The organism is Rhodoluna sp. (assembly GCF_024639375.1).
Lineage (GTDB): Bacteria > Actinomycetota > Actinomycetes > Actinomycetales > Microbacteriaceae > Rhodoluna.
Genome location: NZ_JAHEIM010000011.1, coordinates 93873 through 118123, shown reverse-complemented (window position 1 = coordinate 118123; position 24251 = coordinate 93873). Strand labels below are relative to the sequence as shown.

The window sequence follows — 24251 nt, the reverse complement described above, 5'->3', positions numbered from 1 at the left end:
TCGGGTAACCAAACCAGGCGTCATATTTTGTGTTGCCGTCGGTGAAGTAATAAAACTCAGATTCAAGTGCCTTCGGATTTTTGTGCGCCGCCTTGAACCATTCGTGAGTGTCACCAGAGTGGTTTGAAGTCAGATCGCCAATAACCTTGAGGCCAAGTTTGTGTGCGGCTTCTACCAAAGCGATCAACGCTTCGTCGCCACCAAGCAGCGGGTCAACGTGATCAAACGAACTGGCGTTGTAACGGTGGTTTGAATGCGCCGGAAAAATCGGGGTCAAATATAAAACATTGACGCCAAGTTTTTTTAGGTGGTCAAGGTGTTCGATGGCACCCCAGAGATCGCCACCAAAAAATTGTTCGCTAACGCCAGCACCAGAGCCAATGACTTTGTCGCCCCAGTTGGCTTTGATTGCCCAGCTTGGTGTTGGGTGCGCATCGGCTTTTGCCGAACGAGCGAAGCGATCTGGAAAGACTTCATAGACAACGGCCTTAGGGCCCCAAGCCGGTGCGCTAGAGAAGGTGTTGATTCGAAAGTTGTTGATATCTGGTTGGTCTAGCTTGTGCAAACCAAGCGCATTCACCCAAAGAATTTGACCGTTGACAAGCTTGATCATCCAGCGGTAATCAACCTTCGGATTCTGCATCACGATGGTGGTTTCATACCAAGCCCAGTTGCCCTGCATTGCCACAACCTTGGCCGGCTTGCCAAAAAATGCCTCGCCACTCTCGCTGGCGCGCACTCGCACCTCGGCCACCGCACCGATTGCTGAGTGCAGTCGAATGCGAATGCGAACTTTGTCGAGCAGCTTGGGTGCTTGGTTCAACACGTATAGCGCTGAGCCATCGTGGTGCGGGCGAAGGGCAATCGGCAACTTGGTCATAGCGTCAACCTAGCGCAGCAATGTAAAGGGCAGATTAACCCTTTACAGCGCCGCCAACCAAGCCAGAAACGATGTACTTCTGAAGGGCAATAAACAAGATCACGATTGGAGTAGCTGCCAGAACAGCACCAGCCGAGAACATTGCCCAGTCCTTAGAGAATGGGTTTCCGATGAGGCCACCAAGACCAACCGCCAAAGTTAGTGACTCCTGCTTTTCGAGCACGATCGAAGCCAATACAAAGTCGCTGGTGGTGCCAATGAATGACAGAAGGGCCATAACCGCCAGGATAGGTGCCACCAAACGCAAGATGATTGTGAAGAAGATCTGTGCGTGTGATGCGCCGTCCATGCGGGCAGCTTCGTCGATTTCGATTGGCACGGTATTGAAGAAGCCATACATCAAGTAGGTGCCGGCGCCTAGTGAGCCACCAAGGTAAACCAAGATCAAACCGGCGTGAGTGCCAAGACCAATTGCAGGCAAGAAGTCGGTCAAGGTGCTCAACATGCCGAAGATGGCAACCAAGCCAAGAATCGAAGGGAACATCTGAATCAAAATCAAGCTGAGCAAACCAACACGACGGCCAGCAAAGCGCAAGCGGCTAAACGCATACGCAGCCAACGCGCTCATGAACACACTCACCACGGCAACAATCGACGCAATGTAAACAGTGTTCCAAGCCCAAGTTAGGAATGGGTAATCCTTGGAAGTGAAAAGCTCGGCGTAGTTGCTCAGGTTGAATGCACCAAACAGGGTTCCATTCTGAATCGAACCATCGTTGCTTAGCGATGTAGACAAGATGTAAAGAATTGGGAAGATCGCGTAAAGGATTACTACCCAAGCCACGAGGTGGCGCCAACCTACCTCACGAAACCAGCGGCCAAAAGACTTTTTCTTTTGTGGGTGCAAGGCCGCCATAGCTTTAACTTCTGCTGTAGTCATGGTTATGCCATCTCCTCTAGTGAACGAGTGCGTCTGAAGCCTAGGTAAGAAATTGTTCCGATCAAGATGAAGATCAAAACAGAGAATGCCGAGGCCAATCCGTAGTCTTGACCGCCCTTGAACGCCAACTTGTAGACGAAGGTAATTAGCAAGTCGGTGCCACCCACGTCAACCGGCAAGGTTGCGTCACCGGCCGGCCCACCCCCGGTAATCAGATAGATGAGTGTGAAGTTGTTGAAGTTAAACGCGAACGATGAAATCAACAACGGTGAAAGTGAGATCAACAACAGTGGCAACTTAATCAATCGAAGTTGCTGCCATGGTGATGCGCCGTCGATGGTCGCAGACTCGGTTAGTTCACCAGGAATTGCCTGAAGCGCACCGGTTGAAATCAAGAACATGTATGGGAAACCCAGCCAGAGGTTCACGAGCAGCACGGCCCATCGAGCTGTGCCTTCTTGTTGCAACCATGCAATTGGGTCAATGCCTAACCCTGCCAATTGCTGGTTGATAAAGCCGTTTTCAGTTTGGAACATACCCTTCCACACATAAGCCGAAAGGAATGCTGGGAACGCGTAAGGAAGGATGATGAGAGCACGATAAATCTTTTTGCCCCGAAGTTTTTCAGAGTTGAACAAGAACGCTAGTGCCAAACCAATAATGAATGTGCCGATCACCGACGAGGCCGCGAAGACCAAGGTCCATAGCAAGATGCCAAGCAGCGGGCCACGAAGAGTCTCATCGCTAAAGATTGTGGTGTAGTTCTGGAAACCAACATTTACGCGCCAACCAGTCTCATATTTCTCATCTGTGGTGGTCGACTCAAAGAAACCAGTGCTCTGGTTTGCCTTGAACTTAACGCCGTCGCTCAAGCGAGTTATGGTTTCGGTCTTAGCGTCATAAACCGCATCGATAGCATTCTGCTCAGCACTCATACCATCGGTGGTAATCAAGAATGGCGCTGCAGGGTCTGCCGAGATTGGCACTCGCATGCTGGTGATTTCTTCACCACGAGCCGAGATCTCATCCAAAGTCAAAGTCTTGAAACCGTCAACCGAAGCGGCATAGCCGTCGTCACCAATTTTTAGGCCATCGGTCTCGGTGATTTGGTGGAATGGTTCTTTTGAAAAGTCTGTGCCACCAAGAAACACGTCGGTGGTGTCGTAGTCGGTGGCCAAGAACTCAAGGTCACCGTTGGCCTCGTTCTTAACGACCTTTAGGTCATAGGTAGGGCCGCCGTCTACCGGAACAACTGCCGCCTGCTGAATTGAATCCAAAGCATCGGCCATAGAGCCGTTGTTACCGTCACTGTAATTTGTGAACGAAATGTAGCCGCTGAAGAAAACTACATAAACCTGAAATACGAGAAGAAAAATGACACCTGGGGCAAGGTACTTTGCAGCGATGCCGCCCTTGCGCAGATAAATCCAGTTGATTATTAGCGTGGCTGCACCCAGCACAACAGTTGCCCAGAACTGGCCTTGTGCAATCAGCAGCATTCCAACGAATACAGAGATTGAGTCGATGATGCCAAGCAAGAATATCTTGACGATGATCGAGGTCAAGCTCTGTTTTGAGCCATAGTGCATGGCATCGTTATTTTTCTTTTTGCGTGCACTCACTGGTGCTACGGCCTGCTCATCTACTTTGCTCATTTTTTTTAAATCTTTCTTGCAGCGGCCCAATTCGAAACTGATATAAATCTAACTAGAAATAGTGCAGGGCCAGAACGGTTTGCTCTGGCCCTGCACTTTTGCTTCTAGGTATTACTTGCCAGCAATAGCTGTTTGACCAGCCTTGATAACTGAGTAGTACCAAGCTTCTGACTTGCCACCGAAAGCAACTCCGGCTTCAGCCTTACCGACCTTGTCCCAAACGGTGTCCATGAATGAGTAAGAAGGCATTGGGTAAGCGTTCTTACCTGCGATACCAAAGGCCTTTAGCAGTGGGTCAGTAACCTTTGCCACAGCAGCCTGGCTTGCAGGAATGTTCTTTGCGTCAGTGTAGAAAGCTAGCTGAGCGGTTGGCGATGCAAGGTAAGCAAGCACCTGACCTACAGCGATTGCGTTTGACTTCTTAGCAACCTTTACAGACTTCCAAACACCGTAAACACCTGAGAACTGGTGAACAGTCTTGCCACCGGCTGAAGGGATGTTGGTAACACCAATTTCTTCACGAGTGATTGGTGATGCTGAACAGCCTGAGATCTTGTCTGAGATGTGGCCGATCAACCAAGGACCTGAGATTACATAGCGGCCCTTCTGAACGTTACAAGCCATGTCGTCCCAGCCGTTTGCAGGCATGATCAACTTGCTGCCGTTGGCCTTCAACCAAGCCACGTACTTGTCTGCACCAGCTTCGTCATAACCAATGTTCTTGGTCCACTCTGCACCGTCGCGGGTGAACAGGGTTAGTCCAAATGAGCTAGCGAATGATGAGAAGTGGTAAGGGTCGCCACCATCTTTGGTGAAGTTGGTGCTGAAACCGTTGGTTGAGTCGATCAGTGACTGAAGTGACTTGCCAACTGGGCTTGGAGCCTTTGACTTGTTCCAGTAAAGAGCGATGTTCTCAGTCCAGGTTGGAACACCGTAAAGCTTGCCGCCAACTGTGAAACCTGACTTGATTGCAGCTGAGAAGTTCTTGTTCTCTGCACCAAGTGAAACAGGAGCAACTAGACCCGCAGCAACAAGCTGACCAGTCCAGTCGTGAGCACCAATGGCTAGGTCTGGGCCCTTGCCGGTTGGGATAGCTGAAATGAGGGCCTGGCGAAGAACACCTGCACCTGGCTTCAAGACGATATTGATTGTCAAGCCGCTCTTCTTAGCGAATGCCTGAAGGGTCTTGTGAATTGGGTTGCCGGCAATAGTCTCGGCACCTGACCAGATGGTCACTGTCTTTGCAGCAGTTGCAGCCTGAGCTGGAACGGTAGCAACACCGGTCAGCAATAGGGCTGCAGATGCAACAGCGGCAACAATGCCGCGCTTTGTGATTTTCACTAATTTCACCTTTCGTTGCGAAATCTAGATTTGTTAATCTGCCGTTAAGGCAGGCCTAAACATTCCACTACTTCTGCAAGCGTTTGCACAAACCGAAAAGGGCCCAAACCGATAACGCTTACATAACAACTTACAAAGCGGTTAGTTTGTATAGGCTTTTGCGCATGCCTACAACAAATTACTTCCTAACCACAGCAAATCCGAGCGCCGAATGGTGGCGCACCGCGGTTATTTATCAGATTTATCCGCGCAGTTTTGCAGACTTTGATGGCGACGGAATGGGTGACCTCAAAGGCATCACCGAACGACTCGATTCATTGGCAACACTTGGCATTGATGCAATTTGGTTCTCGCCATTTTTCAAGTCACCGCAAAAAGATGCCGGTTACGACATCAGCGACTACCGACAGATCGACCCAATTTTTGGCACCAACGAAGATTTCGATGTGCTGTTGGCGAAGGCAAAAAAACTTGGCATTCGAATCATCGTTGACATCGTGCCAAACCACACGAGCGATCAGCATGCATGGTTTCAAGCAGCGCTGAAGGCATCCGAGGGTTCAATCGAACGCGATTATTACCACTTCAAAGATGGCAAGGGCGAAAACGGCGAATTGCCCCCGAACAACTGGCAGTCAATTTTTGGCGGCCCGGCTTGGTCGCGCACCACTAACGCCGATGGCACACCTGGCCAGTGGTACCTGCACCTTTTTGACTCGACACAGCCTGACCTAAATTGGAACAATCCTGAGGTTCCAAACGAGTTCGATGAGATCTTGAGATTCTGGTTGAAAAAGGGCGTCGATGGTTTCCGAGTAGATGTTGCGCACGGAATGGTCAAGCGTGATGGTTTGCCTGATGCCACGATTTACGACGAAAACTTACGTGAGCGTTCAATTTCTAACTTGACGCTTGAAGAAGCTGAATTGGCTGTGCCTTATTGGGGCCAGCCTGGTGTGCACGATGCCATTCGCCGCTTTCGCCGCGTGATCGACGAGTTTGATGACCGTGCAATGTGCGCCGAGGCTTCGATGAGCCCGTTGCCAAGATTGGCAATGTGGGTGCGCCCGGATGAGTACCACCAGTCATTCAACTTTGACTACATGCACAGCGCCTACGAGCCTTATGCGATTCAAAAAATCGTCACCGACTCGATTGTTGAGTACGCCAGAGTTGGTGCCTCAAGCACTTGGGTTCTTTCGAACCACGATGGAATTCGTCACGCCACCCGACTGGGCATTGCCCCGGAAAACACTCCGCGACCTGGCGATGGAATTCACCCAACCGACCCGATGCCCGATGAAGCACTAGGCCTTCGTCGCGCTCGTGCCGCAACCTCGTTCATGCTGGGTCTGCCTGGTTCTTCTTACCTTTACCAAGGTGAGGAACTGGGCTTGCCAGAGGCTTGGCAGCTTGAGGGTAAGTACCGACAAGACCCAACCTATGCACGCACCAAGGGTGAGCGAATTGGCCGCGACGGCTGCCGTGTGCCGCTGCCTTGGGAAGCTGGAGTGGGCGCCGCAAACGGATTCAACACCACCGGAAAATCTTGGTTGCCTCAGCCAGATAACTACCGAGTGTTCTCGCGTGATTTGCAAGAGGGCATCCCTGGTTCAACTCTTGAGCTTTATAAGCGACTGCTGAAGGTTCGCAAGGCCGAGGGTCTTGGTGCTGGTGCAATGCGTTGGGCACCGGAGTATCAAGACGACCACACATTGGCTTATGTGAACAACGGTGTGCTCGTGATTGCAAACTTTGGTGGCGATGCATTTGCATTGCCTGAGGGTGAACTGCTGGTGACCACCCAGCACGACCTAACCATCGAAGGCGTGCTTGAACACGACCAAGTTGCATGGATTAAGTTGTAGTCATGGATATTTCGACTGCGGCTCGTCACTCTGCTAACTACGGAAAAGAATGGTGGCGAGCTGCCGTCATTTATCAGGTGTACCCGCGATCGTTTGCTGATTCAAATGGCGACGGCATGGGTGACCTGCCCGGCATCACTTCGCGATTAGATTCACTTGCAGCACTCGGCATTGATGCAATTTGGTTGTCACCATTTATGCGTTCGCCGCAAAAAGATGCTGGCTACGACGTTAGTGACTACACCGACGTTGACCCGCTGTTTGGCAATCTCGATGACTTCGATGCGATGGTTGCCCGTGCACACGAATTTGACATTCGAGTTTTGGTTGACCTTGTGCCTAACCACACCAGCGATCAACACAAATGGTTTCAAGCAGCCCTTGCTGCGGCACCGGGTTCTGCAGAACGCGCTTTCTATCACTTCAAAGATGGCAAGGGTGCAAACGGTGAATTGCCCCCAAACAACTGGCTGTCTATGTTTGGCGGCCCAGCTTGGACTCGCACCACAAACTCAGATGGCACACCTGGCGAATGGTATTGCCACCTGTTCGATTCATCGCAACCTGATTTGAACTGGGAAAATCCAAAGGTTCAAGAAGCATTCGAAGACATTCTTCGTTTCTGGCTAGACCGCGGTGTTGACGGTTTCCGCGTTGACCAACCTCATGCAATGGGCAAGGCTCCTGGCCTGCCAGACCACCCAGATGTTGATCGCGCGGGAGCCGGCTTTATTGAAGGCGAAGCGTCACCACCGATGTGGTTCCAAGAATCGGTGCACCCAATCTTCAGAAAGTGGCGTGCAATTCTCCAGAGCTACCCTGGCGAGCGTGCGATGTGCGGTGAGGCATACGTGCTGCCACTTTCATTCATGGCTCTTTGGGTTCGACCAGATGAGTTCAACCAAACTTTCAACTTCCGCTTCTTAGATTCAGAGTGGAAGCCAGAGATTCTGTTCAACTCAATCAACGAATCCTTTGATGCGTTTGATTCGGTAGGCGCACCTTCAACCTGGGTGCTTTCAAATCACGACATCATTCGTCACGCCACTCGCATGGGTGGCGTTAAGGGTCGACCAACTGCCTCGGATGGCATTGGCCCTAATGACCCACAGCCAGATCGCGAACTAGGTTTGCGTCGCGCACGCGCGGCAACTTTGTTCACACTTGCGCTGCCGGGTTCGATGTATTTGTACCAAGGTGAAGAACTTGGTTTGCCAGAGCACACCACTCTTGCGCCTGAATATAGGCAAGACCCAACCTATGCACGCACCAACGGTGTGCGCGTTGGTCGCGATGGTTGCCGTGTGCCACTGCCTTGGGAATCTGGCGTTGGTGCAGCAAACGGGTTCAACTCGACCGGCAAAGCATGGTTGCCGCAGCCAGAAATTTATGCGAAGTATTCACGCGATCAGCAAGAAGGCGTTGAGGGTTCAACTCTTGAGCTTTACAAACACGCATTGAAGTTGCGCAAAGAACTTGCTATTGGCGAAGGCTCATTCGAGTGGTTGCCGGGTTATGTTGGCGACAACGTGCTTGGTTTTAGAAACGGCGACGTAGTTGTGATTCACAACTTTGGTCACGAACCAATCGACTTGCCTGCTGGCAAAATCTTGGCTTCGAGTTTGCATGGCATGACCGAAGGTCACGCACTTGCTGCAGATCAAACTGTTTGGATTTTGGCACTCGACATCGAAGAAAACGCCACTAACTAAAAACTAGTCGTGCTCTAGCGGCATACGATCGCGATCAGTGGTCGCGGTTGTGTAGCCGTGTGGCATCGGGCGGCCTTCTTTATCGAGACCAACAAACACGATGTGATCCACGGTCAAAATATTTTTGCGGGTAACCATGTTGCGCACCTCGGCGCGCATCGTGATTGATGTGGTGCCAAACTTTGTTGCAACCAGACCCATCTCAATTAGGTCGCCAGTGATTGCCGATGCGACAAAGTTGATTTCGGAAATGATCTTGGTCACCACTCGACGGTTGCCCAATTGCAGAATTGCATAGATGGTGGCTTCTTCGTCGATCCACTTGAGCAGGCTGCCACCAAACAAAGTGCCGTTGGCGTTTAGGTCTTCGGGGCGCACCCATTTGCGGGTGGTGAATTCAATTTCAGACATCAAGGCACCTTTGCTTTGGATAGTTTGTTAATACATAGTATCCGCAACCCCGCCGCCTGGGTAGCCCCAATTACTCAGCGGCTAGTTCAGCTTTTGCCTTTTGTGCGTATCGAATTGCGTGCGGTGCGTGAGTAATAACGTGTGCCACGGATGCCGCCTGGCCGCAAGAGCGCGCTGCATAACGCGCGGGTAAGTCTGAAACATCCCTGGCTGCTTCGTGAGCATCGAAAGCAGCCTGCCGCACTTCGCCCACGGTGGCGTTGCCCTTCATCCATGCGACCAATGCATCGAGCGCTTTGCTAGGTCTATCGTCGCCAGGTTCAACGGCTAGAAAAATCGGCAAAACCTCGCGAGCTGCAGCCAATGCTTCTTCGGCGGCAATAAGTTGATCGGTGCTTGGTGACAACTTTTTTACAGCGAGTCGATTGCGTGGTTCAAGGTTGCTGAAGGACGCATCGCCTTAAGAACTAGTTCTGCGTTTGGTAGGTAGTAGCCGCCAATTTCTACCGGCTTGCCCTGAACCGCAATTAGCTCTTCAACAATCTTTGATTCGGCATCGGTTAGGGTCTTGGCAACGTTGGCGAACTTTGCAGCCAATTCAGCATCCGCAGTTTGTGCTGCCAATTCTTGCGCCCAGTAAAGACCGATGTAGAAATGACTGCCGCGGTTGTCGATGGTGCCAATCTTGCGACCAGGTGAACGATCTTCTTCCAAGAATGTTCCGGTGGCGCGGTCAAGAGTGTCAGCAAGCACTTGAGCCTTGCTGTTGCCCTTGGTTGTTGCAAGGTGTTCGAACGATGCGGCGATTGCAAAGAATTCGCCGAGTGAATCCCAGCGAAGGTAGTTTTCTTCGAGGAACTGCTGCACGTGCTTAGGCGCCGAACCGCCAGCACCGGTCTCGAATAGACCGCCGCCGTTTAGCAACGGAACAATCGACAACATCTTTGCACTGGTGCCAACTTCAAGAATCGGGAACAAGTCAGTTAGGTAGTCGCGCAATACGTTGCCTGTTACTGAGATTGTGTCTAGGCCCTCGCGAATGCGACCGAGTGAATACTTGGTCGCAGCAGCAGGCTCCATGATCTCGATGGTCAAACCATTGGTGTCGTGATCACCTAGGTATCGGTTCACCTTGGCAATTAATTTCGCATCGTGTGCGCGTGCTGCGTCTAGCCAGAAAATCGCTGGCACATTTGTTGCACGAGCACGAGTCACAGCAAGCTTGACCCAGTCACGAACCGGCTCATCCTTAGTTTGAGTCGCACGCCAAATGTCGCCCTTTGCAACCTCGTGTGAAATTAGAACTTCGCCGCTTGCGTTGACAACATCAACGCGACCTGCAGATTTGATTTCGAAAGTCTTGTCGTGGCTGCCGTATTCTTCGGCGGCTTGGGCCATCAAACCAACGTTTGGCACCGAGCCGATAGTTGCTGGGTTTAGCGGACCATTCTCGATTACATCTTCGATGGTGGCCTGGTAAACGCCGGCATATGAAGAGTCTGGAATAACTGCGAGTGTGTCGGATTCAGAACCGTCTACGCCCCAAAGCTTGCCACCGTTGCGAACCAGCGCTGGCATCGATGCATCGACAATTACGTCAGACGGAACATGCAGGTTAGTGATTCCCTTGTCACTGTTCACGTAGCTCACGCGTGGGCCAACAGACAACTGCTGATTGAAGTCGGCGATGATCTGTTCTGCTCCAGCAACATTTGCAAGACCAGCAAGAATTGCGCCTAGACCGTCGTTGGCATTTAGACCCGCTGCTTCAAGGGCTGAGCCGTGCTTTGCAAAGACATCGGCAAAGAAAACCTTGACCACGTGACCAAACAGAATTGGGTCGCTCACTTTCATCATGGTTGCCTTCAAGTGCACAGAGTAAAGAACGTCGTCGGCCTTGGCTTGCTTTAGTGTTTCAGCCAGGAACTCATCCAAAGCGGCAACATTCATGAAGGTTGCGTCAACAATTTCACCGGCAAGAACTTTGAGCCCGGTTTTTAGGTCGGTTGTTGAACCATCAGCGGCAATGTGGCGAATGGTGAGCGCGTCTGCTGCGGATAGAACCACTGACTTTTCGTTTGAGAAAAAGTCGTCGTGCCCCATGGTTGCAACACGCGTTTTTGAACCAGCAGCAAAAGGCTTGTTCAGGTGCGGGTGCTTGCGTGCGTAAGCCTTGACCGACAGTGGAGCGCGACGGTCGCTGTTGCCTTCACGAAGCACTGGATTTACGGCACTGCCCTTGACCTTGTCATAACGGCTGCGTGCATCGCGGTCGGCATCGGTTGACGGCTCGTCTGGGTAGTCCGGAAGATCGAATCCGAGGGCCTGCAATTCAGCAATGGCTGCTTTTAGTTGCGGAATAGATGCAGAGATGTTTGGAAGCTTGATGATGTTGGCTTCAGGAGTTTTTGCAAGCGCACCAAGTTCGGCAAGCGCATCGCCCACACGCTGGTTCTCTTTTAGGCGGTCACCAAAGACGGCAAGAATTCGGCCCGCAAGTGAGATGTCACGAGTCTCGATGTTTACATTTGCCACCTTGGCGTATGCCTGAACGATTGGCAAAAGTGAAGCGGTAGCAAGTGCTGGGGCTTCATCGGTGTAGGTGTAATAAATGGTCGATTCGTGCACGGCGCGTGGTTCTCCGATTCTCTTTGTCTGCAACTAGTGCTTCAAGACTACCCTTTGGGCCTAAGGCGCCTTTTGGATAGTGAGGGATTCGTCGCTGCCCTCGCTAGAAGCCAGATGAGCAAAAAACCCGCCCAACCGGACGGGTTTTTTGTTTATGTGGCTAGTGAGGGATTCGAACCCCCCGAAGGCTGAGCCGGCTGATTTACAGATGGGTGCGAAATAGGTTTCGTGCCCGAGTCCTCGATAAAAAAGTCGGTGACCTAGGGGTTCTCTGTCTTGAAGGCGAAGTAATAAGATCTAGGGTCAGGTCCACCAAAGGTTACCGCCTTGACTTCAACGGCTACGATTTTGAAAAGGGTTGGAACGTCGAAAACCCAAAGAGCATCTGCACTGAATCCAGGGTTCATGAAGACATTGCAACCTGGATTTCCTTCAACCCTATGTCGGTTAGGTAAATAGCTAAATCTCCGGAATGAGGTGTCGATGACCTTCACTTCAACTTCGAACGAGCAGGTTAGATCAACCCATTCATCGGTCATGTTCAATACATTCAACTTCACCCCATGCAGCTGAGCGCCCGGGCTAGGTAACAGATCTCCGTATCTGCTCTGCTGTGGAACAAAGCTAGGCTGACTGGTCTCTAGAAGCCTTAAGACAAGACCCGCGGATTCAAATGTGTTCTCTCGCGTTGCCGTCAAAAGAAACTTCGGACTTGCTTTGGTCCAGGCTCCAGACTGCATAAACTCAATGCCTACATATCCGCCATATTGCAGCCATGATTGTGACATCCGAGGCATCACAAAACCGAGTTTTGTCTTGCTGCGATTAGTTAATTTCGACAGAATCACCCCACCGACGCGAACCCGAGTGACTTTGTCCAAGCCTTTACCGGTGACAACTATTTTGTCGCCGCCAGCTGAAGAGGCTACATTTGGCGAATAACTCTGGATTGATAGAGAGGCTGCCTGTGCCGGGTAACTTGGCAAGGTTGCAGTGAGCAACACCAATGAGACGATTGCCGCTAGGAGCAATGAACTCCTGCTTGGTTTCGCTGATTTGATCGAACTACTGTTCATTAGGACCCCCGCGACTTAGCCTACTCAATTTTTGTTTGACCGAGCCAAGAGTGCTAAGCACTGGCAAGGTCAAAAATGTTTACAAAAACAATAGAAGTCGATCTGGTTCGTCGACACCTGCAGGAACCGTTTGCCACGGTGAATCCCCTGGAGGAGCATCCGCGAGTCGGGTCAAACGGAATGTAAACGGAATAGAAAACGAACCTAGAACCTCGTTTGATGCGACTCCTCAGTCAGCAAGCAAAAAACCCCTGATTTCTCAGGGGTTTCAAGCGTGTGGCTAGTGAGGGATTCGAACACCCTCACGCCTAACAACATCTAGGAACAAACTGTAGCAACTGCGCACCTAGAGCGACCAATTCTCACGCGACAATTCACATTAAGTGCATCGGGATACGTCTAGAGACACCGACGGCAGCACAAGAGATTGCACACGCATGTGCAAGACTTCGCAGTTAGCGAAATTGAATTCGAACTTGGGACCCTCTCCGAAACCAGTGCTATTATTAGAACAACTGCTTCAACTTAGACAAGGAGGACAAATGTCCGAAAACGTGGATTTCAAATGGATTTCCGAAGACTCGGACGTTCCCCTGAGTAGCGTCTACCTCTACAACCGCACGGGCGAGGGCCCGCGCTCGTACAAAGTTGGTCGTCGCTATTGGGTGACGCGGGCTGATTACGACCAATCGCTTCGAGAAAAACGTGGCCAAGCCTAAAGAAAAAGAAAAAGAAAAAGACCCTGGCGGTAACCAGGGCCTTCATTCACAACCGAACTAAGCCAGTACATCAATACAAGCCAGAAGCTGCTCCCTCAATTATATCAGGGTTCTTTCTTCTGGAGCATCGCCCTCTTCCCAGCTTTACAGTTTGGCCATTTGGCCACTTTGGACACTGGCCAGAGGTTCGCGTACTTGCCCTAAAGAGTAAGAAAGATTTTCTTTCTTTATTCATTTTTTGGCGCGATTGCGCGAATTCGCAAAACGCTTGGCCAAACGGCCAAATGTCCAGAACATAAGGAACCCTCAAATGACTAACTACAAAGAGGCCTCGCGCCTCTATCGCACTTTGGGCTGGGACGTAGTTGCCCCTTCAAAGCCTGCACCTGATTCAAAGAAACCAGCGGAAGTAATTTCCAAGGTTTTCGGACGCGGCAACACTGCCACTTCAGAGCAGATGGATTTTTGGGAGGAAAACTATACCGACCGCAATTGTCTCCTAAAAATGCCCAATGGAATCATCGGCATCGACGTAGACCACTACTGGAAAAAGCGTAAAGACGGCACCTGGGAACTTAAAAAAGGTTATGACTACCTGCTCGAAGACATTGTTCGAGTTGGCGACCTACCTCCTACATACTCCTCAACATCACGAGGCCCACAGCAATACTCTCGAATCCTTTTTTACAAAGTTGAGTCGGGAATCGAATTTGAAACACAGCCGTATCGAGATGTTGAGTTAATTCAAAATCACCACCGATACGCGTGTGTGTGGCCTTCTATCCACCCCGACACAGGAGGCGAGTACAAATGGTACGACCCTGAAGGCAAGGAGTGCGCTCCTCCTCAACCAGCGGAAATTTCCGAATTGCCTATCGAGTGGTACGAACCATTACTGACGTCAAGTAGGAATCCCAAGAAGACTCAGATAAAGACTTCTCCGCACACAGGCACTTCAAGTCACCAGGCGTATTCAGGTTCTGCAGAGGACTGGGTTGATGCCCTAGACGATTCTGAAATGTCGTTCCACATGCACCTGTTTTGGAGTCAGGTGGACGAACGCGCAACTCCGCACATCGGCCACGACGAACTTCTCTCAGTGCTTGGCAAGCTCAATCACCTTCAGTTCAACCGTGGAGAACTTGGCGCTCGCCGAGTCTTTGACCTGATTATCGAAATCTACCTAGCTCACACCAACGAGATTAACCCAATGACAGAGCTAACAAACGCAATCAAGTACGTAGCTGGAAAGGACTTCAAATCATGCCAGAACTAAAACCTGATATGACCTATACCGAAAAAGAGTTTTGGGGCGCTAGACCGCTTCTGAAGCGCGTCAAACTCGTTGCTAGTAAAACTCGTAAGTCCCCTCACGCAATTCTGGGCTGGCTAATGGTTTGGATGCTAACTCGAATCAGCTATGAGACGACTTACGCGACTGAAGTAGGAAAAGCTTCCTTGAACATGCTCTTCCTGATGAGCGCTGCGACGGGCGGTGGAAAATCAGCGGCCAGAAAAGTTGCCCAAGATAATTTCGTTTTCCAAGACCTAGGTTTGAGTTGCCCTTCGCCTGTACAGGCAGGTTCAGGTGAAGCTATTCCCGATTCCTTTTACGTGCGTGTAAAGCAAATTAACGAAGAAGGCAAGGAGGTTTGGACGGAAGAGTGGCTAAACCCTAATCACTGTCGCATTTTTTACAACGACGAGATTTCATTCCACAAAGGTAAGGCGCAGCAGAACTCAAGCACTTTAGAGGCAACTTACCTGAGCATGTATTCGGGCGACTACCTTGGCCGAACTTTGGCTGGCGGGAAAGGCAAGGAAGTACCCGCTGGAAAATACCGTGCAATTACAGTTTTCAATGCGCAACCAGAGAACGACCCATTTCGAAGCGACGCATCGATGGCATCTGGCATGCCAAGTCGTTTGCTCAATTTGAATGCAAGCAATCCGACCGCACGAGCGGATTATGAGTCTGCATCAACTATTCCTATGCCACAACCTTTCAAGATTCCTCTCTTCGGAAGTCCTGGTGACGCGATGCGTCCGCAATTCCGAGCCTTACCCGAGATGGAAGCTGCACATGCAGAGGAGGACTTCCTTGCTAACGAAGGATTACGTGAACACGGACGCTCGCACACCTTACTGACAAGAGCTAAAACAGCTTGCGTATTAGCGGCTCTAGAAGGTCGCGACTACCTGGTAATCGAGGATTGGCACCTAGCGGGTCACCTAATCGAACACTCGAATGCAATCGACTTCTCAATCAAGAGGGCGCTCAGCGTAGCTGCCCGCACAGAGGCTGGAAAAGCTGGCGCGATTCTAGGCGTGAAGCTTGGCGCATCTGACGAATCTAAATACCTATACGCCGTTGAACGTGTGGCAAAGAACCTAAAGAAACACGCCAAGGAGTGCGGATATGACCTCTCTCGACCACGCACCGACGACGTCAACTTGAAGCCCATGAGCGCCTTAAATCTAAAAATTTCTGGACGCGATAGAGACCTGATTGAGCCCGCCTTGAACTCAATCATCAATGAAACGAATAACAAGAAAGAAGATAGTAATGAAAACTAAAAAACATGTTGAACCAAACGAGCTGGGAAGTTTGCAAGAAGTTGTTGGATTTGCCATGAAGACCTCTTACGAACATGTGGAGAGGTTCCGCTTCATTGGGCCAGTCTCTAAGGAGGTGAACTAATGAATGCAAATCGCATTCCAATTGCTTGGCTTCCAGCCGACACATTTAGCGAGCCATCAGAGAATAAGTTCTTAGACCTGTTTACTGACCTAATCTCAACAGGCCCCTCATTCAAAGTTAAGTTCTACACATTGAACGAAGACCGCTACGAGCTTGCAGTTGAGGCGTCTATCGCTAGAAGTTCAGCAGCTGTAGAGATTAGCCTCCAGGCTTCTAAGCGACTCCAGAACAAAGCAAATGTCGCTGAGCTTGAACGCCGTTCTTATAAACGCAACCATCCGACCTCAACTAAGTGGACGCGAACCATGGCTGGAACCCCTGCAGCTCACATGGTGTCAAACCATTTATTGAGCGGTATCAAGCACCTAATTGGTTTTGACACTGGCATGTGGTTTAGCGTCTCTGCTGAAAGCAATCAGACACAGAAGATTCTTGATAATGTCCTGTCTAAAAACACTTCATTGCACATTGCAGCGCACGGAGGTGTTTACCGCTTTGAGACGCGAGTACCGCGTATTTAGCAGAGCGGTTGTCGCTCACTTTGTACATAAGAAATTGAATGTTGTTACTGTATAAGGAAAGACACATTTTTAGTACCTTATGACTACAGAGTGGGCGACTAATCGGCTGCTATCAAACACTCCTCTCGGTTGTATCCCCGCCCGTCGAGCAAGCTATATCATCGATTGCAAAGTATGCAACATCTGCACTGTCTGTTCCCACTTCGACTACTTCACCCGACCTAAATGTCGAAGCCGTTATCACGTGTGTTTGGCTGTCCAAGAACAAGTCCTTATCGTCCGAGACGGTGAAGGAAACTAATACGTCTGCCGAGCACGCAACTCTCTCCTCAATTACAAGAAATACGCAAGACTCATAAATGCTGCAATCGGGGGAAGGTTCATACCACCAGGCATTAAAGTACTCATAGCTCCATTTGTCATGTTCCCAGGGCGATGCAACGGGATTAGCTGAATTCAATTGAGCTTGAGCAATCAAAGCAATACAGCTGGTCAGAGCACATAGGCTGGCACCAATCTTCCAAACGTCCACTTGAAACACCCTTCTCGGGTGTAACGGTATTCGGCACGTATGACTTTTTAATAAGGGCATCTTCAATTAGCGAGCAGTTTTCGCAGAAATAATGTGCAGCTCCCTGGACCTGAGAAATGTCAACTAGGTAAAGCTCACAACTAGGGCAAATAGTCTTCATATCTCAAACGGTCGCAGGATATATCTAGAAGGCCTTAAGTTATCCACAGGGGAAAGAGATTAGTTCATGTCAAAAACCCTCTCACGGGCATCACAAGGCCTTCTGAGATATATGTAGCGCCCGTGGCGTGGAGCTGATGTTATTCGAGTGCTTCGAGGTCAGAATCACCGTTGTTTGAAACGGTGCTAACCCAAGCTTTTGTCCATTCGGACAGCACAAGATTCTGTTTATCGGTTAGACCATATAGTTCAGCGACTAGTTTGTTGAGCTCTTCGTCGCAGGCCTCCATCCCGCGAACATCATCGGTCATTGCAAAACGATGATTCTGCTTTGCTAATTCTGCAATACGTTTGAAAATTTCTCTATTTGCACTGGTCGGAGCTGGTATCGGCGTCGCGGAAAGCGGCTCTTCATACATCTCGATGAGGTTTCCCTTGCGTTTTCCCCGCTGCCAATACCAGGCGTTCAAAAGTTCAGAATTGAGGATGCCGAGTAACGCCCACAACGAAATCTCGCTGTTTCTTTCGGTAATGAAATAAATGTCACCTGAACCGTACCAAGGCCCCTCTGCCATCGAGAACCGAACTCCAGGAGTTTTGTACGGAGTAACAATCTTCGGCACTTCGTAGTTAATAGACCGAGGCCTATGCATGTATGGGCTATTCGAACTGGCTGCATCGATTATTTGGCGGTACAGATTTAGATGCTCAAGAACTTTGGGGCGGGACTCTAAGGTTTGTTGCCGCTTGTCGGCGAACAATACGACTTCAGAATTATTCGTATTCAGCTTGTACCGACGAATATCGCTATTTTTGAACCAAGGCTTAACTATGGCTGATTCATGTTCATCAAGGGATAGCTTGCTGAGTTCGTCAGGACTCAATACAAAGATTCCTCTGCCTAAGTGCTCTTCTGGCAAACCAAATTTACGAATATGCGCCTTAGAAACCCTGTCTGCCTGTGTCTGAGCACCTTGCTGCGCGTTAAAATGCAATCCGAGGGTGTGCGAGCAAGCCGCTACCACATTCAAAACACTTTCAATAGCATGCGATTCCGCATTAGTTAGACGAATTTGATTATTTGTAAATAAATCGTCGAAGTGTATGTTTTGAACCTCGACAAAATCAGGATTCTGACTAAAGACACCGTCCAGGAAGTCTTCCGTGGCTTTAGAGTCCTTATCAGTTCGTGCTACAAGTGTTTTGCAGTCTCCATGAGATTCGTCCTTTGAGACCAAAGTAATCATGTTGTGTTGGCCAGCTGCAGACTCAAAGATTTTCAACTCACCGAAATTCAAGATTATTTTTGGGCTTGTTCGTTGCGCTAAGTCAGCTCGTAACTTGTTGGCGTAGGTTGCCGTAGTGAAATAGTTAGTCGTTATGAAGCTTAGGACGCCACCCTCCTTCAATAGGTCTAGGCCACCGTGGAAAAAGAAATAGAAGTAATCCATTTTGCCCACGTAGAAACGCTTACCTATTTGTGAATACCTAACTGGCCGAAAAGTTTCTCCATGACCCTTTTCGCTTAGGTAAGGAGGATTTCCTATGACTACATCAAATCCACCTTCAAGACCGAATATGTGCTCAGCATCGAAAAATTCAGCGACTGCGTGAGGCGAAAAGGGGTTGAAGGTTTTAAGTTGCTTAGACCGTTCGTCAAATTCATCGAACAAGCTTGGCTCGATTAGGCTCTGATAATCGCTTTGCAGCTTGTTTTTCTTAGTCGGAGTATTGGCTTTAAAGTACTCAGTGCGCAACTTGGAGAGTTGAGCAATTAGTTTTTCGTCAGATAGTAGACCTTCTCCGTCGAGCGGAACAAGGCTATTTGCTGCAACGAAATTGAATTCAAGGTTAGGAAGAGGCTGTACTGCCTTCGACCCTCCCTCTTCGACAATTAGAGAGAGCCAAGAACGTAACCTTGAAATCTCAACTGCCATCGGCTCAATGTCAATTCCGAAGATGTTGTTCTGGAGAATTGAAAGCTTGGCTGTGTAAGTATCTAACTTAGGGTCGAGCCTGTGATGAATTTTTGCTAGAAGGTGCAAAAGACCCAGTGGAAAGGCCCCCGAACCACATGCAGGGTCGATTGTTTTCATTGAACCGAGATGTTCAACGATGCTCTTACGCATATCTGCTGGGATGTCTCGAACACTATTTGAGCCAGCAATCGCCCAGTCTTGGTCGCTTGTATCTAAAAGTTTTGATACTACAATCTCACTTCGACCGTCAGCGCCTAACTTCGTCAGCAAATACTGACGTACGGTTTCTTTGACCATATATGCAACAACCGCACGAGGCGTGTAGTAGGCCCCTTTAGCCTTTCGCCCTTGCTCTCCAGTACTTTCAATCTGACTTGCGAGCAAACTTTCAAAAACTCGCCCAAGCATCTCTGGGTCGATTGCCACCTGCTCGAATTCAGGGGTCGATTCATCTGTCGTGAAGTTGAATTGGGAGAAGTGCGCGTAGAGACGAGTGAAATAGAAAGCAGGGAACGTGACACTTGTATCAGCAACCCAGTCATCTTCACGCGGAGAAAAGAGACCTCCATTGAGATAAGGCGTATCCAGGTCAATAATTCCGCCCTGGTTGGCACGATTCTCGACAGGAGTATTCAGGGTCCCAAAGAATAGAGGCTCAAGTTTCAGGCGGTAGTACTCGCTTGACTCCATGGAGTCAGCCTCGAAATACTCCTGACTCTGTGACACCAGATCCATTTTGCGCAAAAACCAAAGAAAGATTAATCTGCCCAAGAGTCTGCTCGTAAATAGCTTGGCTTCTTCGGGGTCCTTACCGAGAATTACAAGATGAGCAACTAGCTCGTTGAATGCATCTGAAACACCAGCATAGAAGAACGAATTTACTGTCTGTAACTTGAAACTCTCCCAAAGAAGAGTATGTAAAGCCTCATGATTTGTCGAGCCTTCAACGGTTGTCCACTTTTCAAATATTTCTACTTGAGTGTTGGTCAACTTCTTTTCAAGTTCTAGAACTCGCAGGCGCCCTCGATTAGAAAGTACGACTGTTATCGATTGCCCACTTGGCGATAAGAAGAAATCAACGCCAACTTTGAAGTCGACTGTGCGTGTGAAGTCGTGGTCTTCCCAATTTTTAGTGAAGTGCACTGCCCCAGCTACAAATGCTGTGCCTTTTTTCTTGAGCCAATAAAACTTTGCCTGTAGAGGCATTGCGGAAGAGTCGACTAGCTCAAACGCAGACCTCTCTCCTCTCATCCAAGGGTGTTGCTGAAACCAAGGGTCCTGGCGCTCTGAATTAGGCAACTTCAGAAGTCGACCATCAACGACATCCGAACTTTGAGGGGCATCTGCAACGCCAAGAAGGCCGAGAATGTCCAAGGAGATTTGAAGGCCCAGGTCTAAGTCGGGACCGTACGACAACTGTTGCAGCTTGTCGTTGAGATTAGTAATTGCCAAGCGGAATTTATCGTCCAAAATGCAGTACTCCGACAACTCCAGTGGACGATATTTCTTTCTGAGGGAGAATCTTCTTTGACATTTGCATAGAAAAATCAGCTAGCTCGGCGACAGTTTCACTTGCCAAAATTCCACTGCCTTTAATGTCTCGATTGCCTCGCTCGACCAATGCGCGGGCCCGCTTGCTCTCCTGTTTTGTAGTTATTTTCCTGAAAGCATCGTGCAACTCTGCTTGAGGTGCTTGTGCCTTGAAAGCATCAAGGATTTTCGTGACAGAAGGAGTTAGCCTGAAGAATGTTGGCGTGTTCCTTGCATGTGCCCGTGCAACTTGAATCGCTCTTTGAGCAATCTTCCCTCTTTGAAGATTGATGTTGTCAGGCTCAAAGTTCTTGTCAGTTTTGGGAACTCTTAATGCAGACAACGCATCCATCGTCTCCACGGCACCGACGGAATCGGTAGTGCTTACAAAGATATGATTCTCAAAATTCTGCTCCATGCCAGCGACGGTTCCAACTACCTTAACTAGGGAAAGCGCTATCGAAGAATCCAACTTTGACGAGCCTTCTTGAGTGATTCTCCCCCACTTGCCTGTTGGAATTTTGGAAATTAACGCCCTTTCACCAGGAGTTGCAGAACGCTCAAACTCTCGTAAGTCCAATATGAACTCATCTTCGCTGAGGAGACTCTGGTCATCGTCAAGTTTTTGAAGTGTTGCCTCGGCATTATTTGCGCTGTACAAAGCAAGTGTGACTTGTGATTCAGAAATCGCTTCGTCAAGGTCATCCACATACTCGATTGGATTTGCATCTTCGCCAAGAACTGATTGGTCTGTTCCAACGGTGTATCGAATCCTGTCAATCTTGCGCTCAAGACGATTGACCAACGCCAAATACTCATCCAGGTCCACGTCAGGGTGAATGTTGTATATGAAAACCTCCTGGTGCTTTGAGCCCAGGCGGTTAATTCGACCATTCCTTTGAATCATGCGCACTGGATTCCAGTGCAAGTCAAAGTTGATAAGAATCCCACAGTCTTGAAGGTTTTGCCCTTCACTAAGTACATCCGTCGCAAAGAGAATATCTATTTCACCCTGGTCTGCAACATCCTCCGCGCCACCTTTGGAGTTTGGTGAAAAGCGCTTTGCCAGGGTTTCAATTTGCCCCTTAGTCTTACCACTCGTGAAAGCCGCTACCGAAGGAATTGATTCTTTTTTGTAATAGTTGCCGAGGGAAGACTGCAAGTACTCAATGGTGTCTGAATAGTAACTAAAGACGAGCACTTTCTTGCCTGCAGGTTGCACGGTCCTCAAATGTTCCAACAAGGAGCTGAAATTGGAAAGCTTGTCGTCGTGCTTGCCCAGCGTCTCGCACATCTCAATTAAGACTTTTATGAGCAACCTGTCTCTATCAAGGTCAGCCTTTAGCGATTCCAAATTGAAAACCTTTGGGTCTGCAACGACGTGTTCAACTGCAACTCCGTCGGACTCTAGGTCGAGCAGTTCAAGGTCATCGCCAAACTGTGCTTTGAGATTGCGAATATCTTTCACAGAAGAAATCACATTCTGTTTTAGCAAGATGCTTTCAAATTCTTCAAGTCGATTTAGGTAATTTATAAGAGACTTTTTAAGTGCAAATTGCGAGGATTCCAAACGCTTTAGAAGAGTTACCCTCAACATGTTGTGCACACTGAGTTGGCTATTCACCTTGAATGACTCTTCGGGCTTCAGTCGGAATGTCTTGAATTCTTCAGGTGACTTGTTGTAAAACTTGTGCTTATAAATTTCTGTTTTATAGGGAGCAAATCCAAGGAGAAGTAGGACCTGAAAGATTCTCTCGAAAGCTGTTTCAGACACTCCTTCGCTTCTATACGATTCTGCAGTGACTGTGTCCAAAGGATGCTGGGCTCGCTGGGTTAATTCCAAAAGCCAGGTCAAGCTCAAGCGTTCGGGAATTATTTCACCAAAAACACTTGAGTTTGCTTTTGTGATGCGAATTAGCTCGTCCAACAATCCAGGAGAAAATTCATACGGCGTTGGAATTACTTTTGACTCAGGGAACTTGCGGACTTCGCCATTTGGCAAAGTGATTCCACCAAACTCACGCTCAATTCCACTCCTGGTCGTGCGAACCAGAAAATGTCTAAGCCCTTGGCGCATAACACGATTGACCTTGTCAAAGTCTGGCTTCTTATCTTCTCGTTCAGCGGTGTTGATGTCTTTAGTTAGTCGTTTCACCGCTTCAAAGAAATCTATGACTTCAGTCTTTTTTGAGGTTGGATAAACCACTGGGAAAGATTCGAGCTTGCCTTTCGCTGCAAGTTGAATCTGGTTTACAAAATCTGTTAAGGAGTTATTTATTGGCGTAGCGGTCAGAAGTAGCACATGGCTATCTGGATTCTCGCTGAACCAGTCGAGCAGTTCGTCGTGCCTACTGCCGCCGCCACTCCTAAGGTTGTGAGCTTCGTCAATAACGAAAAGGTCCACGCTGGCATATTTGTCTATCGCTCGTTCTGCCTTGATGCGACCCAAGTCTTGCATGGAAATTACTTCAAAACCGTGGAAGAGCCCGTGGACTTTTGCAAGGTCCTGCTTCCACTGAAATGCCAGGCTTGCTGGAGCAATAACGTAAACCCGTTTCGAACCGAATTCCTCAAGGTAGTGTCGAACGACCGCTCCTGCTGTAATTGTCTTTCCCAGGCCAACGGAGTCAGCGAGCATAGCTAGGCCATTTTTCTGGAGCTTCTTGAGTAGGAGTTTCGCATTCCTAAGCTGAAATTCGTAGAGAACATCCTCAATGTTTTTTGAAACTTCAGTATCAGGCACAAGTTCGTCAGAGTAAATTTCATAAAGGGCTTTGATGTACATCAGATATGGCGAAAATAGTTGGTCGCCCACGGGAGACTGTTCAAGAATTTCTGTGAACTTTCCATCCCATTCTTCTGATGAAGGGGAAGTCCATAGTTCCTCGAACCAACTCAAGTGTCCATGTTCATCAGTCTGTATGTGGGGTTGAGATTTCACAATTCGAGCATCATCCTCTAAGGCGTTAAGCTCAACATTTCGTGTAAGTCCAGCTTTTGTGAAATTCGATGAGCCGATAATGCCGACGGCTTCTTTCGAATTGAGGTCGCCAAAAATGTATGTCTTGGCATGCATGAAGTCTCCACGATAAATCTTGACTTCAAACTTTCCTGCCTCGATTAGCTTCTTGAGCGCAACTACCAGTGCGCGTAGTTCATTGGAATGCTCCAGCGACTTAAGGTTTTCCACCATCTGAAACTCAGGAAATGTTTCGTCAAGGGCTTGCAAGTCTAAATTGGAGGCGTACTGAGGAGGCAGGGGCTCCTGGCCAATTAATAGGCGAATTGATTCATAGTTACTTATTGACTCAAATAGCTCTTGTAAGCCTGGGAGGTCCCAATAGCCTGTGGCTATTGATAAGTGCTTGTGTTTCGGCGCAATCTCGTTCAACACTGTTGCAAGTTGAACGCGCTTGTTGTCTATTATTCGAGCACCCATGGAATTAGAGTCTACTTTTCGCCATACAAAAGTCTGAGGACCGCCTCGTCTTGGTGACTTTAGGCGTGCTCATCGTCTTCACCACTGAAATAGTCTGCTGCGTATCCCCCGTCATACCCCATGCCCTCTCGCCCACCTGGGACTGAATGGATATTCCCTT

Annotated in this window: 16 protein-coding genes; 6 read left to right on the top strand and 10 right to left on the bottom strand. The window is 49.1% G+C overall.

What is annotated here, in order from left to right:
* The 4 genes from Q0L28_RS05170 to Q0L28_RS05155 form a co-directional block, all read right to left on the bottom strand.
* The coding region (locus Q0L28_RS05170; RefSeq protein WP_296632529.1) for an alpha-amylase family glycosyl hydrolase at positions 1-880 on the bottom strand (880 nt) is incomplete at its 3' end.
* Positions 881-914: 34 nt separating this feature from the next.
* Entirely contained in the window at positions 915-1820 is a 906-nt protein-coding gene (locus tag Q0L28_RS05165) for a sugar ABC transporter permease (RefSeq protein WP_296632525.1), read from the bottom strand.
* Between the two features lie 2 nt (positions 1821-1822).
* Positions 1823-3475: an ABC transporter permease subunit gene (locus tag Q0L28_RS05160; protein ID WP_296632521.1), complete on the bottom strand. Its 1653-nt coding sequence runs from the start codon at positions 3473-3475 to the stop codon at positions 1823-1825.
* Between the two features lie 111 nt (positions 3476-3586).
* Positions 3587-4816, bottom strand: a complete 1230-nt coding sequence (locus Q0L28_RS05155; protein WP_296632517.1) for an extracellular solute-binding protein — start codon at positions 4814-4816, stop codon at positions 3587-3589.
* A 164-nt stretch (positions 4817-4980) separates the two neighbouring features.
* Between Q0L28_RS05155 and Q0L28_RS05150 the strand changes: the two genes are divergently transcribed.
* Together Q0L28_RS05150 and Q0L28_RS05145 are read left to right on the top strand one after the other, a co-directional pair.
* The gene (locus tag Q0L28_RS05150; RefSeq protein ID WP_296632515.1) at positions 4981-6684 is read left to right on the top strand and encodes a glycoside hydrolase family 13 protein; all 1704 of its coding nucleotides are present in this window, start codon (positions 4981-4983) and stop codon (positions 6682-6684) included.
* Between the two features lie 2 nt (positions 6685-6686).
* The gene (locus tag Q0L28_RS05145; protein WP_296632512.1) at positions 6687-8396 is read left to right on the top strand and encodes a glycoside hydrolase family 13 protein; all 1710 of its coding nucleotides are present in this window, start codon (positions 6687-6689) and stop codon (positions 8394-8396) included.
* A gap of 3 nt (positions 8397-8399) precedes the next feature.
* Here the strand turns inward: Q0L28_RS05145 and Q0L28_RS05140 are convergent, their stop codons facing one another.
* The 4 genes from Q0L28_RS05140 to Q0L28_RS05125 form a co-directional block, all read right to left on the bottom strand.
* On the bottom strand, positions 8400-8807 hold the full coding sequence (locus Q0L28_RS05140) for a hotdog domain-containing protein (RefSeq protein ID WP_296632509.1): 408 nt from the start codon (positions 8805-8807) through the stop codon (positions 8400-8402).
* A gap of 70 nt (positions 8808-8877) precedes the next feature.
* Positions 8878-9213 (bottom strand): putative immunity protein, encoded by a 336-nt coding sequence (locus Q0L28_RS05135; RefSeq protein ID WP_296632506.1) that lies wholly within the window; start codon positions 9211-9213, stop codon positions 8878-8880.
* A 5-nt stretch (positions 9214-9218) separates the two neighbouring features.
* Positions 9219-11435 carry an NADP-dependent isocitrate dehydrogenase gene (locus tag Q0L28_RS05130; RefSeq protein ID WP_296632503.1) on the bottom strand — a complete coding sequence of 739 codons (2217 nt, stop codon included), beginning with the start codon at positions 11433-11435 and terminating at the stop codon, positions 9219-9221.
* A 260-nt stretch (positions 11436-11695) separates the two neighbouring features.
* Positions 11696-12511 carry an IPT/TIG domain-containing protein gene (locus Q0L28_RS05125; RefSeq protein WP_296632498.1) on the bottom strand — a complete coding sequence of 272 codons (816 nt, stop codon included), beginning with the start codon at positions 12509-12511 and terminating at the stop codon, positions 11696-11698.
* Positions 12512-13053: 542 nt separating this feature from the next.
* Here Q0L28_RS05125 and Q0L28_RS05120 point away from each other — a divergent pair.
* From Q0L28_RS05120 to Q0L28_RS05105, 4 genes are all read left to right on the top strand, one after another.
* Entirely contained in the window at positions 13054-13230 is a 177-nt protein-coding gene (locus Q0L28_RS05120) for a hypothetical protein (protein ID WP_296632496.1), read from the top strand.
* Between the two features lie 310 nt (positions 13231-13540).
* Positions 13541-14506, top strand: a complete 966-nt coding sequence (locus Q0L28_RS05115; protein ID WP_296632494.1) for a bifunctional DNA primase/polymerase — start codon at positions 13541-13543, stop codon at positions 14504-14506.
* The gene (locus tag Q0L28_RS05110; RefSeq protein WP_296632491.1) at positions 14494-15807 is read left to right on the top strand and encodes a hypothetical protein; all 1314 of its coding nucleotides are present in this window, start codon (positions 14494-14496) and stop codon (positions 15805-15807) included. The genes Q0L28_RS05115 and Q0L28_RS05110 overlap by 13 nt, the downstream gene beginning before the upstream one ends.
* A gap of 123 nt (positions 15808-15930) precedes the next feature.
* The gene (locus tag Q0L28_RS05105; protein WP_296632489.1) at positions 15931-16452 is read left to right on the top strand and encodes a hypothetical protein; all 522 of its coding nucleotides are present in this window, start codon (positions 15931-15933) and stop codon (positions 16450-16452) included.
* Positions 16453-17283: 831 nt separating this feature from the next.
* Here Q0L28_RS05105 and Q0L28_RS05100 read toward each other — a convergent pair.
* Together Q0L28_RS05100 and Q0L28_RS05095 are read right to left on the bottom strand one after the other, a co-directional pair.
* Positions 17284-20574, bottom strand: a complete 3291-nt coding sequence (locus tag Q0L28_RS05100; protein ID WP_296632486.1) for a DNA methyltransferase — start codon at positions 20572-20574, stop codon at positions 17284-17286.
* Between the two features lie 7 nt (positions 20575-20581).
* Positions 20582-24091, bottom strand: a complete 3510-nt coding sequence (locus Q0L28_RS05095; protein ID WP_296632483.1) for a helicase-related protein — start codon at positions 24089-24091, stop codon at positions 20582-20584.
* Positions 24092-24251: the final 160 nt, after the last annotated feature.